Raw genomic sequence first — 15,961 nt, 5'->3', positions numbered from 1 at the left:
GAGGAAAACGGCCGGGTTTGTTCCCGTGCCGGCTCTGTATGAGCAAACAAGCTGGTCCGGTTTCCGGGCTTTGGTTCAAAAGGTTCCGCTGGTGACGATGGCTTCAAGCGCAATCATGGAAAGGTCCGCATCAAACCGCGCCAGTATGGCAGCGGGCGGCACCGCCATGACACGCGGGCACCGTCCGGCGGACATTCAATTATCCGGCACCCACTCTCCAGACACACAGCAGCGGGCTTTGCCCCGCCAGCTGCGGCTGACGGCTGCCGGGGGGAAACGAAATAATGCCCAACAAAATGCTGATAGACGCCTCCCACCCGGAGGAAACACGCGTTGTCGTCGTACGCGGTAGCCGTATCGAAGAATTTGACTTTGAATCCCAGGACAAGAAGCAGCTCAAAGGAAATATTTACCTCGCCCGCGTAACGCGCGTCGAACCCTCCCTTCAGGCAGCCTTTGTCGAATATGGCGGCAACCGTCACGGTTTTCTCGCCTTCAGTGAAATACACCCCGACTACTACCAGATCCCGGTCGCCGACCGTCAGGCATTGCTGCGCGCCGAAGCGCAGGAAGCCGAGGACGAAGAGGACGAGGATGGTGACGGCGATGACCGCCAGAGCCGCGATCGCGGACGGCGCGGACGCCGGCGCGGCGGCAAGAGCCGCGAGCGCGGTGAGCACAAGCGCGATACCGGCGAGGCAGGCGAAGGCTCCGGCGAGCCAAGCGAACGCAACGACATCGGCGACATCGCTGTCGAGGAGATTTCACCCGAGATCATCGAACACGCAGCCGATACATCGGAACATTCAGATCCCTCGGGGCATGCCGATACATCAGGCCATGATGAAGGTTCCGCCGAGCAGGACGAAACCGAAACCCGCGAGGGTGGTCCGACATCGATCGCCGCCGCGGTCGAAGGCGATGTGATTTCCGAACCTGTCTCGCAGACGGAACAGGCCTCTGAAACCACATCCAGCGACAATGATCGCGGCATGCTGGAGGAAGTACAGTCCTCGCATCCCGACGATCACGAGGTCGAATCGGTCGGCGCCGAGGATGCTCTGGAAGAAGTGCGCAACCGTCGCAAGCCGGTGCGCCGCCAGTACAAGATCCAGGAAGTGATCAAGCGCCGGCAGATCCTGCTGGTTCAGGTCGTCAAGGAAGAGCGCGGCAACAAGGGCGCCGCACTCACCACCTATCTGTCGCTTGCCGGCCGCTATTCGGTGCTGATGCCGAACACGGCGCGCGGCGGCGGCATTTCGCGCAAGATCACCAGTGCGGTCGACCGCAAGCGCCTGAAGGAGGTCGTTGCCGATCTCGAAGTGCCGCAAGGCATGGGCGTCATCCTGCGCACCGCCGGCGAGAGCCGCACCAAGGCCGAGATCAAGCGCGACTACGAATATCTGATGCGGCTTTGGGAAAATGTCCGCAGCCTCACCTTACAATCGACGGCCCCTGCCCTGGTCTATGAGGAAGGCAGCCTGATCAAGCGCTCGGTGCGCGACCTCTACAACAAGGATATCGACGAGATCCTTGTCTCCGGCGAGGAAGGCTACCGCGAAGCCAAGGACTTCATGCGCATGCTGATGCCGAGCCACGCCAAGGTGGTTCAGCCGTTCCGCGATACGACGCCGATTTTCGTGCGCAACGGCATCGAGGCGCAGCTCGACCGCATGCTGCAGCCGCAGGTGACGTTGAAGAGCGGCGGCTACATCATCATCAACCAGACCGAGGCCCTGGTTGCCATCGACGTCAATTCGGGCCGCTCCACCAAGGAGCACTCGATCGAGGACACCGCCCTCCACACCAATCTGGAAGCGGCCGAGGAAGTCGCCCGCCAGCTCAGGCTGCGCGATCTTGCCGGCCTGATCGTCATCGACTTCATCGACATGGAGGAGAACCGCAACAACCGCTCCGTCGAGAAGCGGTTGAAGGATCACCTCAAGAACGACCGGGCCCGCATCCAGGTCGGCCGAATCTCGCATTTCGGTCTGATGGAGATGTCACGCCAGCGCATCCGCGCCAGCGTGCTGGAATCGACCATGAAGCCCTGCCCGCATTGCGGCGGCACCGGCCATGTCAGGTCCGATTCGTCCGTCGCGCTGATGGTGGTGCGGGCGATCGAGGAATTCCTGCTCAAGGATTCGCGCAGCCACATCACCGTGCGCACGCCGGCGGCGACCGCGCTCTACGTGCTCAACCACAAGCGCGGCACGCTGGTGGAACTCGAAAGCCGTTTCGGCCTGACCATCACCATCGAGGCCGACGATACGGTTGGCGCGCAGCATTACGCGATCTTCCGCGGCGCGCTGGCCGAGAAGCCCGAGGGCTTCGTCGAGGTGCGCAGCCTGCCGGCCTATGTCGAGCCGGAAGAGCCCGAGGACGAGATTGCCGTCGTCGAGCAAGACGATGAGGTCGTGGTCCAGGCCGAGCAGCCGCGCCAGCAGCCGCAGCAGCCGCGGCCTGCCGGCAGCGAAGATGGCGAAGGCCGCGACCGCAAGCGTCGCAAGCGCCGCAGACGGCGCGGTGGGCGAGATCGCGACCGCGAGCATGGCGCCCCGACGGACGGGGCATCCACCTCCACTCCGGCCGGCGATTTCGCCGGCGCGGCAGACGTGGCAGGCGATGACGACGGCGAACAGGACGACGACGCCCCGATCGTTGCCAGCGCGTCCGACGAGGCGGTGCAGGCCGCCGATGACAGCCAGGGCAAGAAGCGCCGGCGCGGCAAGCGCGGCGGCAAGCGCAACCGTCGCGAAGACGGTGAAGGCGAGACCGAGGCAAGCGCCAATGAGGCGACCGATGCTTCCGAAAGCGAGCCTGCCTCGATCGAGCCGGTGGCTGTTGCTGCCGCGACGGAAGAGCCGGTGGCCGCGGTGAGCGAAGAGGTGGCGAGCACCGAGAAGCCCAAGAAGCCGCGTCGTGCAGCCAAGCCGAAGAAGGCAGCCGCCGAAGCCGTGGCCGAAACGACCGTCGCCGAAGCGGCCGCGGAAACGCCGGTCGAAACACCGGTGGCGGTTGTTGAAGAGACAGCGGTTGCACCCGTTGCGGAAGAGCCTTCCAAGGCCCGTCCGTCCAGGCGCAAGCCCGCGGCAATCGATGCACCGGTGGTGCCGGTGGTGTCCTCGACCGTCGCCGATGAGCCGGAAGCCAAGACCGAAGAAAAGCCGAAGCGCGCCGGTTGGTGGCAGCGGAAGGGCTTTTTCTAGGCTTCTCAGCTGGTTGAAGTGATTTTTTTAATAAGAAAATCCCGCGCCGATCGAAAGACGGCGCGGGATTTTTCACATCGGGCGTTCCAACCGTTGGCGAAACGCTGGCTAGAGCATGATGCCGAAAAGTGTGAAGCGGTTTTCGGACGACATCATGCTCTATCTCCTTGATTTAGAGGCGGATTCAGATTTCAGGTCGATTCGACCTGAAATCATCCGGCTCTAAGGCGCGAAGATCGACCAGTTCATCATCCTGGCCAGCTTTTCCAGCGCGATCGAACCCAGCTTGGAATTGCCGTTGGCGTTGAGCCCGGGCGACCACACCGCAAGCGATGCCACACCCGGCACAATGCCCAATATGCCGCCGCCGACGCCGCTTTTTCCCGGAATGCCGACACGGAAGGCGAAATCGCCGGAGCCGTCATAGTGGCCGCAGGTCAGCATCATGGCGCCGATGCGCCGCGCCCGCTCCGCCGACACCACGGAATGGCCGGTCGCCGGGTTCTTGCCGCCATTGGCGAGGAAGCGGCCAGCCATCGCCAGTTGCCGGCAACTCATGGCTATGGCGCAATGGTGGAAATAGACGCCCAGCGCCAGTTCCGGCGCATGATGAAGATTGCCGAAGGATTTCATGTAGTTGGCGAGCGCGAAGTTGCGATAGCCGGTGGCACGTTCGGACGCCGCGACCTCGCGGTCGATGATGATGCTCTCGTCGTCGGCAAGAAACTGGATGAAGCGCAGGATCTCGCCGATCGCCTCGCGCGGCTGGTGGCCGGCAAGCAGTATGTCGGAAATGACGATGGCGCCGGCATTGATGAACGGATTGCGCGGAATGCCGTTCTCGTGCTCGAGCTGGACGATCGAGTTGAACGGGTTGCCCGAAGGCTCGCGCCCTACCCGCTTCCACAGCGCGTCGCCGACATTGCCGAGCGCCAGCGTCAAGGTGAACACCTTGGAGATGCTCTGGATCGAAAATGCCTGGTCGGCATCGCCCGCCATCAGCACGCGGCCGTCAGTGGTGACGGCGGCAATGCCGAATTTCCTTGGATCGACCTTGCCCAATTGCGGAATGTAGGTGGCGACATCGCCGCGATCGGCGCGTTCGGCCATTTCGGCGGCGACTTCGGCCAATGCCTGATCAAGTCTGGGGGCCTGTTCGAGTTTGGTGGCCTTTTCGAGTTCCGGCATGGCGCTACCTCAACCAGCGTTCGATGCGCGCCATCGCCTCGACCATGTCATCGTGGCTGCCGGCATAGGAAAACCGCATCGTGCGATGTCCGGCCTGGGTGTCGAAGTCGCGGCCGGGCGTCGCCGCCACATGCGCCTCGGCCAGCATCTTGCGCGCGAAGGCCATGCTGTCATTGGTGTGGCGGGTGACATCGCAGAACGCATAGAAGGCGCCGTCCATGGGCGCGGCCAGCGGGAAGCCGAGTTCCGGCAGGCGTTTCATCAGCAGTTCACGGTTCCAGGCATAGCGGCCCTTGACCGCTTCCAGCTCTTCGGTCGCGGCAAAGGCTTCGATCGCGGCGATCTGCGACAGTTCCGGTGGCGAAATGTAGAGGCTCTGGGCGATGCGTTCGACCGGCCGCACCAGCGCTTCCGGCAACACCATCCAGCCGATGCGCCAGCCGGTCATGCAATAGTATTTCGAGAAGGAATTGATCACCGTGACGCTATTGCCGAAGGCAAGTGCGGTGGTGTCGGGCGCACCATAGGCCAACCGGTGGTAGATCTCGTCGGAAATGACGGCGATGCCCAGTGCCTCCGCCGTCTCGACCAGCGTCGACAGTTCGTCGGCCGGTATGACGGCTCCGGTCGGGTTGGCGGGACTCGCGAAAAGCACACCCTTCAACGGCTTCTCGCGATGCGCGGCCTCCAGGTGACCGGCATGCAGATAGGCTGCGTCGCCAAGCTCGATCTCGACCACATCGATGCCGAGTGCCGCCATGATGTTGCGATAGGCGGGATAGCCGGGTGCCGCGATGGCAACGCGATCGCCCGGATCGAACATCGCCAGGAAGGCGAGATTGAAGGCCGCCGACGAACCCGTGGTCACCGCGATCCGCGCGGGCTCGACTTCGAGCCTATAGTGATCCGCGTAATGCGCGGCGATCGCCTCGCGCAGGCCAGCCAGCCCCAGTGTGTCGGTGTAGCCGATGCGGCCGACCTGCAAGACCTTGGCCGCGGCGGCGCGAACCCGCGCGGGCGCCGGGTCGGACGGCTGGCCGACCGCCATGGAGATCACCGGCACTCCTTGCGCCTTCAGCCGGTTCGCTTCGGCCAGCACATCCATGGCGTGGAATGGCTCGACATTGCCGCGACGTGAGAGCGAAACGACCATTTTATCCCTATCCCGACGGTTTGGCGCGCCGCGCCCCCGAATACATGCGCCGCACAAATGCCCGATTGATGTGAGGATCACAAGTTGAGGAAGTTTCCGGTGCCGACTTTTCATCTTTCGCCCGCTCGTCTACCAGTGGACACGTCATGTTGAGCCGACCCAGATCGACGATTGCCAGGATTGCGCGTGTTTTCACGACGCTTTCGCTTGGCCTTGCCGTTGGCGTGGCAAGTTCGGTCACCGCCTTCGCCCAGAGCGTTCCGGTGGTCCGCGATGCCGAGATCGAGGCTTTGGTGCGCGACTATGCGCGGCCGATCTTCAAGGCGGCAGGGCTTGCGAATGACGGCATCGACATCGTCCTGGTCAATGATTCCAGCTTCAACGCTTTCGTCACCGGGCGACGGCTGTTCATCAACACCGGCGCGCTGATGACGGCTGAAACGCCCAACGAGATCATCGGCGTCATCGCGCACGAGGCCGGCCATATCGCCGGCGGCCACCAGCAGAAACTGCGTGATCAGCTCGAGCGCGCCAAGACGATGGCTATCATTGCGACCTTGCTTGGCGCGGGTGCGATGGTCGCTGGCGCGACCACCAACAGCCGCGGCCTTGCCGGCGCCGGCATGGGCGTGGCCGCCGGCGGCGGCGAGATGGCACAGCGCAGCATCCTCGCCTACCAGCGCACCGAGGAGATAACGGCCGACCGCTCCGCCATCACCTATCTCAACGCCACCGGCCAGTCCGGCATGGGCATGCTGAAGACGTTCCGCCGCTTCCAGACCGCGCTGTCGCTTTCGGGTGCGCAAGTCGACCCCTATCGGATCAGCCACCCGATGCCGCAGGAGCGCATCGCCAATCTCGAAGTGCTGGTGAAGCAGAGCCCCAATGTCGACAAGCTCGACCCGCCGGCGCTGCAGCAGCGCCATGACATGATGCGGGTTAAGATCGCCGTCTACATGGAAGGCAAGGCCACCGCCGCGCGGCTGATGCAAAAAATGAGAGGCAGCCTTGCCGGGCAGTATGGCGACGCCCAATCGACCTACCTTTACGGCGACATCGCCGGCGCGCTCGCCAAGACCAATGCCCTGATCAAGGCGCAGCCGAAGAATGCCTATTTCCAGGAGTTGCGCGGCGACATCCTGATGAAAGCCAACAAGCCCAAGGACGCGGCGGAAGCCTACGCCAAGGCGGTCAGCCTCGATCCGGCGCGGTCGGGCTTGCTGCCTGTCTCGCTCGGCCAGGCGCTGATGGCGGTCGGCACGCCTGACTCGCTGAAGAAGGCCGTCGTGCAGATCAACAATGGCCTGGGACGCGACAAGGAAAATTCCGAAGGCTATCGCTACCTGGCGCAGGCTTACGGCGAGCTGGGTGACATACCGGGCGCCGAGCTTGCCACGGCAGAAGGTCATTTCTATTCCGGTAACTACAAGGATGCGAAGATCTTCGCCATGCGGGCGCAGCAGCAGATGAAGCGCGGCGAGCCGCGCTGGATACGCGCCCAGGACATCATAAACTACAAATCGTCAAACAAGATCTAGTGAACCTTCCGGTCACGCACTGCGACACAGCCGGACCAGGAAACAGGCAAAAGGAACGAGAACGATGAAAAAGGCACTGCTGCTGGGCACCACGGGGGTCGCTGTAGTCCTTGCCATGCTGGCTTTCGGTTTCGTGGCCGGCAGCCCACAGATTGCCAAGGCCGGTACGGCACAGCCCGTCCAGACGGCGGCCGATACCAAGATCGACCGCGCCGAGGTCGAAGGGATCATCCGCGACTATCTCCTGAAGAACCCGGAAGTGCTGCTCGAAGTGCAGGACGCGCTCGAAGCCAAGCAGAAGGAAGAGCAGCGCATCGCCGCGCTCGGCGTCATCAAGGACGCCAAGGACCAGATCTTCAACTCCGCCTTCGACGGCGTCGTCGGCAATCCGAACGGCAAGGTGACGATCGTCGAGTTCTACGACTACAATTGCGGCTTCTGCAAACGCGCCATCGAGGACATGCGGGCGCTGACCAAATCAGATCCGGATCTGCGCTTCGTGCTCAAGGAGTTCCCGATCCTCGGCCCGGATTCGCAGAAAGCCAGCGTCGTTTCGATGGCGTTCCACCTGATGAAGCCGGAAAAGTACGGCGAGTTCCATAATGCGCTGCTCGGCGGCCAGGGGCGCGCCACCGAGGCGGCCGCGATCAAGATCGCGCTTTCGCTCGGCGCCGACGAGGCGACGCTGCGCGAGAAGATGAAGGATGCTTCGATCCCCGAGGCCTTCTCCAAGACCTACGATCTTGCCAACAAGCTGGCAATCACCGGAACGCCGTCCTACGTCGTCGGCAACGAGGTCGTGTTCGGGGCTCTCGGCCAGGAGGTGTTGGCGGAAAAGATCAAGGCGGTGAAAGCCGCACTTTGATCAGCCCGGAGTTTTCTTCACGGGCGCATTTCGGCCTGTTGTGGACAGTGAAAGAACGCACTTGCGCTCTTTTCGCGGACGACTATGCCCGGTATAGAGGCCCAGCGCGCCGGTTTGATACCGGCGCCGGAAAAGGTCGGTTTTTTTGAAAACGGTTTTCGTCCTGAACGGTCCCAATCTCAACGCGCTCGGCAAGCGCGAGCCGGGCATCTATGGCGGCAAGACGCTTGCCGCGATCGCCGACGACTGCAAGCAGTTGGGCACGGCGCTCGGGCTCGAGATCGATTTCCGCCAGTCGAACCACGAGGGTGACCTTGTCGACTGGATCCAGGAAGCCGGCGACAAGGCTTCCGGCATCGTCATCAATCCAGGCGCCTACAGTCACACCTCGATCGCCATCCATGACGCCATCCGTTCGGTCGCACCGCTGCCGGTCGCCGAAGTTCACCTTTCCAACATCCATGCGCGGGAATCATTCCGCCACGTCTCCATGGTCGCGCCGGTCGCCGTCGGCATGATCTGTGGCTTTGGGCCGCTCGGCTATACGCTGGCGCTACAGGCGCTGGCCGCACGCCTATGACCGGCCAACAAACAGAAGGCTCGAAAATGTCGATAAAGAAGACCGGTGTTGACCAGCAACTGATCCGCGATCTGGCGGGCATACTGAACGACACCAACCTGACCGAGATCGAGGTCGAACTGGGCGACCTGAAGGTGCGCGTGTCGCGGCAGGCCCCTGCCGTCCATGCGATCGCGGCACCCCAGCCCAACTATGCGCCGGCAGCAGCCCAGCCCGCGGTCGCTGCCGCCCCGGCCACGGTCGACGTGTCGAAGAACGCGGTGGCCTCGCCAATGGTCGGCACCGCCTATCTGGCGCCGTCGCCCGATGCCAAGCCGTTCATCGAGGTCGGCCAGACGGTCAAGGAAGGCCAGACGCTGCTGATCATCGAGGCGATGAAGACGATGAACCAGATCCCCTCGCCGCGCGCCGGCACCGTAACGGCGATCCTGTTCGAGGATGCGACGCCGGTCGAATACGGCATGCCGCTCGTCGTGATCGAGTAGAGCGGGCCGGATGTTCCAGAAGATCCTCATCGCCAATCGCGGCGAAATCGCGCTTCGGGTGCTTCGCGCCTGCAAGGAACTCGGCATCCAGACGGTAGTGGTGCATTCGACCGCCGACGCCGACGCCATGCATGTGCGGCTTGCCGACGAGAGCGTCTGCATTGGCCCGCCGCCATCGCGCGACAGCTATCTCAACGTCCATCAGATCGTCGCGGCCTGCGAGATCACCGGCGCCGATGCGGTGCATCCGGGTTATGGCTTCCTGTCCGAGAACGCCAAGTTCGCCGACATACTGGCCGCGCACAACATCACCTTTATCGGCCCGACCGGCGACCATATCCGCGTCATGGGCGACAAGATCGAGGCCAAGCGCACCGCCAAGCGCCTCGGCATCCCGGTGGTGCCAGGTTCCGACGGCGCGGTGACCGAGGAGAAGGAAGCCAAGCGCATTGCCGCCGAAATCGGCTATCCCGTGATCATCAAGGCCTCCGCCGGCGGCGGCGGACGCGGCATGAAGGTCGCGCACACCGAGGCCGACCTCGAGGTCGCTCTGCAGACGGCGCGCTCGGAAGCAGGCGCCGCTTTCGGCGACGATGCTGTCTACATCGAGAAGTATCTGCAGAAGCCGCGCCATATCGAAGTGCAGGTGTTCGGCGACGGCTTTGGCCGCGGCGTGCATTTCGGCGAGCGCGACTGTTCGCTGCAACGGCGCCACCAGAAAGTCTGGGAAGAGGCCAATTCGCCGGCGCTCAACGCCGAGGAACGGGCCCGCATCGGCGGCATCTGCGCCAAGGCCATTGCCGACCTCGGCTATTCCGGCGCCGGCACGATCGAGTTCCTCTACGAGAATGGCGAGTTCTATTTCATCGAGATGAACACACGCCTGCAGGTCGAGCATCCGGTGACGGAAGCAATCACCGGCATCGATCTCGTGCATGAGCAGATCCGTGTCGCTTCCGGCGGTGGGCTTTCCGTCAGGCAGGAAGACATCAAGTTCAATGGCCACGCCATCGAATGCCGCATCAATGCCGAGGATCCGCGCACCTTCACCCCCTCGCCTGGTACCATCACGCATTTCCACACGCCAGGCGGTCTCGGCATCCGCGTCGATTCCGGCGTCTATTCCGGCTACAAGATCCCGCCCTACTACGATAGCCTGATCGGCAAGCTGATCGTGCATGGGCGCAACCGCGTCGAATGCATGATGCGGCTGCGGCGGGCGCTGGATGAATTCGTCGTCGACGGTATCAAGACGACGTTGCCGCTGTTTCGCGATCTGGTCGGCAATGCCGACATCGCCAATGGCGACTATGACATCCACTGGCTGGAAAAATACCTGGCCAAGGAAGAGTAGTTCGGGGACGCGATGACCCGTCCTTACGCGCCCGGCTATCGCATCCCCACCGACCTTCTTCTCAAGGCCTACGCTTCGGGCGTCTTCCCGATGGCCGAAAGCGCCAGCGACCCAGAGGTGTTCTGGGTGCGGCCGGAGACACGCGGCATCATCCCGCTCGAAGGGTTCCACACGCCCAAAAGCCTGAGGAAGACGATCCGCAAAAACCCGTTCGACATCCGTTTCGATTTCGATTTCGAGGCGACGATCGACGGCTGCGCGGAAAGGCGGGAGGAAAGGCGCTCGACCTGGATCAACGCGCCGATCCGTGAGGCCTATGTGCAGTTGCATCGCATGGGCCACTGCCATTCGGTCGAGGCGTGGCATGAGGACAAGTTGGTCGGCGGCCTCTATGGCGTGTCGCTCGGACGAGTGTTCTTCGGCGAAAGCATGTTTTCCAAGGAAACGGATGCGTCGAAAATCTGCCTCGTGCATCTCGTCGAGCGCTTGAAGGCACGCGGCTTCGCGCTGCTCGATACGCAATTCACCACCGAGCATCTGAAGCGCTTCGGCGCGGTCGACGTCCCGCGCGGCAAGTATGAGAAGATGCTGGCTGACGCGCTGAAGGGCGAGGCGATCTTTTTTCCGTAGCGATTGGGCTACTTCGCGGCCGTTGCCTCGATCGGCGTCTGCGAGTGGAACATCATCTTCCAGCCGTTGACGCGATGGACATAGCCGGTGCTGACCAGCGCGGCGTAAGGTTCGCCGTTCTCGCGCGTCGCATGCGCCTCGTAGGTCAGCATGACGATGTCGCTGCCCGGCTCGATTATTCCCTTGAGCTCGATATCGAGATCGCGCCAGCGATTAGGCTTGGTCGCGGTCTTGGCAAGATCGGCATTGTCCATCGCCTTTGCCATTCGCGGAAAGGCCACCAGGCATTCCGTGTCGGCATTGGCCGCGTAATAGGCCGCATCGCCGGTCCAGAAGCCTTTTTCGAGTTCCAGCAGTTCTTTCTTGCTGGCCGTGATTCGCTTGGTGTCCGACATCGAAATATCCTCCGGGCGCGTCGATGCGCGGTCGTCCGTGATCCAACGCATGGTGGCCACGACGGTTCCCAGGGATCAGTTGGCGTCTGATGTGTCCGGTTGCGTGGGATCGGACTGTTCCGCGTCCGGGCTGGCCGCAGGCTTGGCGGCGGCTGGTTTGGTCGCGGCCGGCTTCGAAGCGTCAGCCTTGGTGGCGTCGGCCTTGGTGGCATCTGGCGCCGGCACATCGGACTTCTGTTTGCATTCCTTCAGCCAGACATCATAGACGGCATGCTCGACGGCGTTGAGACCAGGGCTTTCGGCGAACATCCAGCCGGTGAAGATGCGGCGGATCTTGCGGTCGAGCGTGATCTCGTCGACCTCGACGAAGGAATCGGTCTTCGGCTCCTCGTTCTGCGGTCGGGAATAACAGACGCGGGGCGTCACCTGCAAAGCGCCGAACTGCACCGTCTCGTCGATATAGACATCGAAGGTGATGATGCGGCCAGTGATCTTGTCGATGCCGGCGAACTCGGCAACCGGGTTGGCGATGCGATCCGATCCCGCTGGCGGTGCCGGCGCGGGGGCCGCCGGTGCCGGTGCGGGCGACGCTGCAAAGGCCGCGGCGCTGACGGCGAGGCCGGCGGCTAGCGTCAAACCGCCCGTCGATATCCGATTGAAAAAGCTCATATAGGGGTACCGGTGGTTCGCGCCCGGGTGATTCCGTCGATCGCCAAGGCTAGTCGCCGTTTTCTGATCAGCAAGCAGCTAAACACCAATTGTGGCGATAAAGGACCGGCCCGCACTTTGTGCCGTACAAGCCGGGGCCGTTACGACCCTGGCGTCCAGGCGTCATAGTCACCCGTAACCTGCGGGCGATGCTGATTGGTCAGCACCGAGCCCTTCGGGCGGTAGGCCGCTGGCGTGCCGGTCAGATTGGGCTTGTGCGGCTTCTGCCAATCGCGCGGCTTGTAGTCCTCGCTGGCCGGAGCGAGATCGACGCGGTGGTGGATCCAACCATGCCAGCCGGGCGGAATGGCCGAAGCTTCCGAATAGTTGCGGTAGATGACCCAACGGCGGGTGCGGCCTTCCGAATCGATGCCGCCTTCGTAGTAGACATTGCCGACCTCGTCCTGGCCGACCCTCTTGCCGTACCGCCAGGTGTGCAAGCGTGTTCCCAGCGTCTGGCTGTTCCACCAAGTGAAAAACTGCGTCAGGAAAGTCTTCATCTCAGAGCCCTTTGCGCTGGCGGCGCCTGTTTCCTGCTTATGGCGTCAGGCCTTCGGGAAGGCAAGGGTTTTGCCATGGAGAGCGTGCAAATGGCGCGCCGGGGTGCCGACACATGCCTGTGCCCCCAAGAGGCGGCAGGATGCACGCTTGCCAAGCCTTTCGGCTCTTTCTAAAGCTCAGCGCGCCCATGCGGATATCCAATCCGGCCATGGGCCGAAGGAGGTGACGATTGGCCACGAAACTGCCGACCACCGACATTCGCATCGGCGCTGAGCTGATTCGCCGCCGCAAGGGCGGCATCCCGTTGGTCTGCCTGACCGCCTACACCTATCCTGTCGCCCGCCTGCTCGACCCGCATGTCGACCTGCTTCTGGTCGGCGACAGCGTCGCCATGGTCCTGCATGGCCACGAGACAACGCTCGGCGCCTCGCTGGAGATGATGATCGCGCATGGGCAAGCCGTGATGCGCGGCTCGGCCAGGGCCTGCGTGGTCGTCGACATGCCGGCCCGCAGCTACGAGGATTCGACGGAGCAGGCCGTGGCCTCGGCGCGGCGCATCGTTGACGAGACCGGCTGCCAGGCGGTGAAGCTTGAAGGCGGCGTCGACATGGCCGGGCAGATCGCGGCAATCGTCGCCTCCGGCATTCCGGTCATGGGTCATATCGGCCTGCTGCCGCAATCGGTGGAGAAGGACGGTGGCTATAAGATCAAGGGCCGCACGGACGAGACTGTCGCGGCGCTGATAGCCGACGCCTTCGCTGTCGAAAAGGCCGGCGCGTTCTCCGTGGTCATCGAAGGCACCATCGAGGCGGTCGCCGCCGACATCACACGCCGCATTGCGATTCCAACCATCGGCATCGGCGCCAGCGGCGACTGCGATGGCCAGATCCTGGTGATCGACGACATGGTCGGGCTGACCGTCGACCGCGTGCCGAAATTCGTCAAGGAATATGCCGATCTGCGCCGCGTGATCGCGCACGCCGCCGAGCGCTACGCAGCGGAGGTGCGAGACCGGACTTTCCCTGGTGCTGCCCATGTCTTTTCAAGTTCAAAAGCCTTTTCGGGCAAAGGCGGCGGGGATGGGTCATGAGTCGTCCCGAGGTCGTCGACAGCGTCGCCGCACTTCGCGCGCAGGTCAGTGACTGGCGGCGCGATGGCCTGCGCGTCGCCATGGTGCCGACCATGGGCGCGTTGCATGAGGGGCACCTCTCCCTGATCAGGATCGCCAGGGAAAAGGCCGAGCGCTGCGTGGTGTCGATCTTCGTCAATCCGACGCAGTTCGCGCCGAGCGAGGATCTCGACAAGTACCCGCGCCATCTGGCCCGCGACCTCGACCTGTTGGCGACGGTCAACGCCGATCTTGCCTTCACGCCGATGGTCGGCGCGATGTATCCCGCCGGCTTTGCCACCAGGATCTCGGTCGGCGGCCCGTCCGCCGGGCTCGAATCGGACTTTCGCCCCACTTTTTTCGAGGGCGTCGCCACCATTGTCGCCAAGCTTTTTCTTCAGGCGACGCCTGACTATGCGGTCTTTGGCGAGAAGGACTACCAGCAGCTTTGCGTCGTCAGGCAGCTCTGCCGCGACCTCGACCTGCCTGTCGAGATCATCGGCGCCCCGACCATACGCGACGCGCATGGCCTGGCCATGTCGTCACGCAACGCCTATCTCGACGAGACTGAACTGGCTGTCGCCCGCCAGCTCAACGTCATCCTGCACAAGACGGCTGCCGCACTGGCGGCAGGCGCGCTCGGAGATGACGCAACTGGGGAAGCCAGCCGCGCGCTCATTGCCGCCGGCTTCCAGAAGGTCGACTACGTCGAGGCCCGCGAAAGCCTGACGCTTGCGCCCTGGCGCCGCGACAGAGCTGGGCGCCTGCTTGCCGCGGCCTGGCTGGGCAAGACGCGGCTGATCGACAATGTGGAAGTTCCCGTTGCCTGATCGGATCGGGCTACGCCACGCCTTGTGCCCTGGCATGTCACCCGTCCGAAATTTCCGGCACGCGCTCACTCTTCCGTCGGCATATGCAGATACATCGACTGGATGCCGACACGGCCCGGACCGGTGAAGCGGTTGACGATGAAATTCATATTGGCGCCGAAGAAGCCGCTCGACAGGCGATCGATCTTGGTTTCCATCCTGACGGAGGCATCCTTGAACAGCCAGCCGCCCGGCTCGATGTCGATGGTCTCGCCGGCGGCAAGCGTCTTTTCAAAGACGTTGCCGTAGCCGTGCAGCCAGACTATGCCGTCGCCGCTATCGCCGCGAAAACGGTCGATGAAGAAGCCGCTCTGGCCGAACAGCATCGTCGCCAGGCCGCGCACACGCTCGAATGTGTATTCGACATTGCCGGTTGCGGCGAGAAACTGGTGTTCGCGCACCTGGATCTCCTCGCCACGCCTGAGATGGATCGGCACGATGTGGCCTGGTCCATCGCGGCTGAAGGCGATGATGCCCGCTCCCGACGCCTCGGTGACGAAGATCTGCATGCCGGCCATCATGCGCTTCAGCGCGCCCTTCAGCGATTTCAGACCGATGGTGATGGTCGAGGTCTTCCACAACAGGATGTGGTGCTCGAAATAGACAGGCATCCGCGTCACATCGACCGAAAGCACGGGCACCAGTTCGCCCGCTATGTGATAGGTGACGCCACCAAAGGTCTCGTCCGACACCTGTGTCGGCATCAGTTCCGGCAGGCTTGGCATGGTTCCCCCCCAGCGCTACCCGGCGTGCCAGTCCATTCCGGCTTCCGCGCGGTCAGCACCGGCAGCTTTGGTGCGGAGCCCTCAGGCCGTCAAACGAAAACGGGCGCATCCAGCGCCGCTCGCGCGAAGGTGATCAAGCGAGGTTCACTTCGAAGGAATCAGCCGGCAAGAGACCGGCGGTAGACCAGTGTCGGCTCGCCCGGGGCACCCGCGTGCCCGCCGGCATCGCCGGATCGCACGAAGCCGTTCGCTTCATAGAAGGCGATGGCGCGGGTGTTCCGCGCCTCCACTTCCAGGCGGATGCCGCGGGCTTCCGGAAAACTCTCGATGATCTCGTCGAGCAACATGCCGCCAATGCCCCTGCCCTGCAGGCCCGGAAGCACGTAGAGCTGTTTCAGGACAACCTCTTCTCCGCCACCAATGCCCTCGGCAAAAGCCACGCCGCCAATGCGCTTGCCGTCATCGGCGACGAGGAACTCGCTGTTCGGCTTGGTCAGTCTCGTTTTCAGAGACGCAATCGAGTGCCATTCGTCGGTGATTTCGGTAACCCGCCCGGCGCCATAGATCGCGTCGTAGGTGGCGTGCCAGGTTTCAACCAGCAGCGCGCGGATGGCAGCGAGATCGCGTTCGCCGGCGGTGCGGACGAACATGGC

16 protein-coding genes are annotated in these 15,961 nt (G+C 63.3%); 9 read left to right on the top strand and 7 right to left on the bottom strand.

Annotated elements, in window-relative coordinates:
• Positions 1 to 284 precede the first annotated feature (284 nt).
• Complete coding sequence (locus CK228_RS13995; protein ID WP_095788223.1) at positions 285 to 3,209, top strand: ribonuclease E/G; 2,925 nt, start codon at positions 285 to 287, stop codon at positions 3,207 to 3,209.
• 222 nt (positions 3,210 to 3,431) lie between these two features.
• Here the strand turns inward: CK228_RS13995 and CK228_RS13990 are convergent, their stop codons facing one another.
• Both CK228_RS13990 and CK228_RS13985 read right to left on the bottom strand, forming a co-directional pair.
• Entirely contained in the window at positions 3,432 to 4,397 is a 966-nt protein-coding gene (locus tag CK228_RS13990) for a glutaminase (RefSeq protein ID WP_095788222.1), read from the bottom strand.
• A 4-nt stretch (positions 4,398 to 4,401) separates the two neighbouring features.
• The gene (locus tag CK228_RS13985) at positions 4,402 to 5,550 is read right to left on the bottom strand and encodes an aminotransferase class I/II-fold pyridoxal phosphate-dependent enzyme (RefSeq protein WP_095788221.1); all 1,149 of its coding nucleotides are present in this window, start codon (positions 5,548 to 5,550) and stop codon (positions 4,402 to 4,404) included.
• Positions 5,551 to 5,696: 146 nt separating this feature from the next.
• On the opposite strand from CK228_RS13985, the gene CK228_RS13980 reads away from it, so the two are divergent.
• The 6 genes from CK228_RS13980 (at position 5,697) to aat (ending at position 11,002) form a co-directional block, all read left to right on the top strand.
• A complete protein-coding gene (locus CK228_RS13980) occupies positions 5,697 to 7,088 on the top strand; it encodes a M48 family metallopeptidase (RefSeq protein WP_095788220.1) in 1,392 nt (463 codons plus the stop codon).
• 64 nt (positions 7,089 to 7,152) lie between these two features.
• Entirely contained in the window at positions 7,153 to 7,953 is an 801-nt protein-coding gene (locus CK228_RS13975; protein ID WP_095788219.1) for a DsbA family protein, read from the top strand.
• Between the two features lie 145 nt (positions 7,954 to 8,098).
• The gene (aroQ, locus tag CK228_RS13970; RefSeq protein ID WP_095788218.1) at positions 8,099 to 8,533 is read left to right on the top strand and encodes a type II 3-dehydroquinate dehydratase; all 435 of its coding nucleotides are present in this window, start codon (positions 8,099 to 8,101) and stop codon (positions 8,531 to 8,533) included.
• A gap of 26 nt (positions 8,534 to 8,559) precedes the next feature.
• Positions 8,560 to 9,018: an acetyl-CoA carboxylase biotin carboxyl carrier protein gene (accB, locus tag CK228_RS13965; protein WP_095770859.1), complete on the top strand. Its 459-nt coding sequence runs from the start codon at positions 8,560 to 8,562 to the stop codon at positions 9,016 to 9,018.
• A 10-nt stretch (positions 9,019 to 9,028) separates the two neighbouring features.
• The gene (accC, locus tag CK228_RS13960) at positions 9,029 to 10,372 is read left to right on the top strand and encodes an acetyl-CoA carboxylase biotin carboxylase subunit (RefSeq protein ID WP_095788217.1); all 1,344 of its coding nucleotides are present in this window, start codon (positions 9,029 to 9,031) and stop codon (positions 10,370 to 10,372) included.
• 12 nt (positions 10,373 to 10,384) lie between these two features.
• On the top strand, positions 10,385 to 11,002 hold the full coding sequence (gene aat / locus CK228_RS13955; protein ID WP_095788216.1) for a leucyl/phenylalanyl-tRNA--protein transferase: 618 nt from the start codon (positions 10,385 to 10,387) through the stop codon (positions 11,000 to 11,002).
• Between the two features lie 8 nt (positions 11,003 to 11,010).
• Here aat and CK228_RS13950 read toward each other — a convergent pair whose 3' ends face one another.
• The 3 genes from CK228_RS13950 to CK228_RS13940 all read right to left on the bottom strand — a co-directional run bounded on the left by CK228_RS13950 (position 11,011) and on the right by CK228_RS13940 (position 12,605).
• On the bottom strand, positions 11,011 to 11,397 hold the full coding sequence (locus CK228_RS13950) for a hypothetical protein (protein ID WP_095770860.1): 387 nt from the start codon (positions 11,395 to 11,397) through the stop codon (positions 11,011 to 11,013).
• 75 nt (positions 11,398 to 11,472) lie between these two features.
• Positions 11,473 to 12,066 carry a DUF2155 domain-containing protein gene (locus CK228_RS13945; RefSeq protein WP_095770281.1) on the bottom strand — a complete coding sequence of 198 codons (594 nt, stop codon included), beginning with the start codon at positions 12,064 to 12,066 and terminating at the stop codon, positions 11,473 to 11,475.
• 140 nt (positions 12,067 to 12,206) lie between these two features.
• Positions 12,207 to 12,605, bottom strand: a complete 399-nt coding sequence (locus CK228_RS13940; protein ID WP_095770282.1) for an NADH:ubiquinone oxidoreductase subunit NDUFA12 — start codon at positions 12,603 to 12,605, stop codon at positions 12,207 to 12,209.
• Positions 12,606 to 12,835: 230 nt separating this feature from the next.
• Between CK228_RS13940 and panB the strand changes: the two genes are divergently transcribed.
• Together panB and panC are read left to right on the top strand one after the other, a co-directional pair.
• Entirely contained in the window at positions 12,836 to 13,696 is an 861-nt protein-coding gene (gene panB, locus CK228_RS13935) for a 3-methyl-2-oxobutanoate hydroxymethyltransferase (RefSeq protein ID WP_095788215.1), read from the top strand.
• Positions 13,693 to 14,544 (top strand): pantoate--beta-alanine ligase, encoded by an 852-nt coding sequence (panC, locus tag CK228_RS13930; protein ID WP_095788214.1) that lies wholly within the window; start codon positions 13,693 to 13,695, stop codon positions 14,542 to 14,544. Before panB ends, panC begins: the two co-directional genes overlap by 4 nt.
• 65 nt (positions 14,545 to 14,609) lie before the next feature.
• Here panC and CK228_RS13925 read toward each other — a convergent pair whose 3' ends face one another.
• Together CK228_RS13925 and CK228_RS13920 are read right to left on the bottom strand one after the other, a co-directional pair.
• Positions 14,610 to 15,308 carry an AIM24 family protein gene (locus tag CK228_RS13925; RefSeq protein ID WP_095788213.1) on the bottom strand — a complete coding sequence of 233 codons (699 nt, stop codon included), beginning with the start codon at positions 15,306 to 15,308 and terminating at the stop codon, positions 14,610 to 14,612.
• Between the two features lie 158 nt (positions 15,309 to 15,466).
• The gene (locus CK228_RS13920) at positions 15,467 to 15,958 is read right to left on the bottom strand and encodes a GNAT family N-acetyltransferase (protein WP_095788212.1); all 492 of its coding nucleotides are present in this window, start codon (positions 15,956 to 15,958) and stop codon (positions 15,467 to 15,469) included.
• Between the last annotated feature and the right edge of the window lie 3 nt (positions 15,959 to 15,961).

Source organism: Mesorhizobium sp. WSM4312, from assembly GCF_002294875.1.
Classification (GTDB): domain Bacteria; phylum Pseudomonadota; class Alphaproteobacteria; order Rhizobiales; family Rhizobiaceae; genus Mesorhizobium.
Note: the sequence above shows the minus strand (reverse complement) of the source record. Positions and strands in the feature narration are given on the sequence as shown.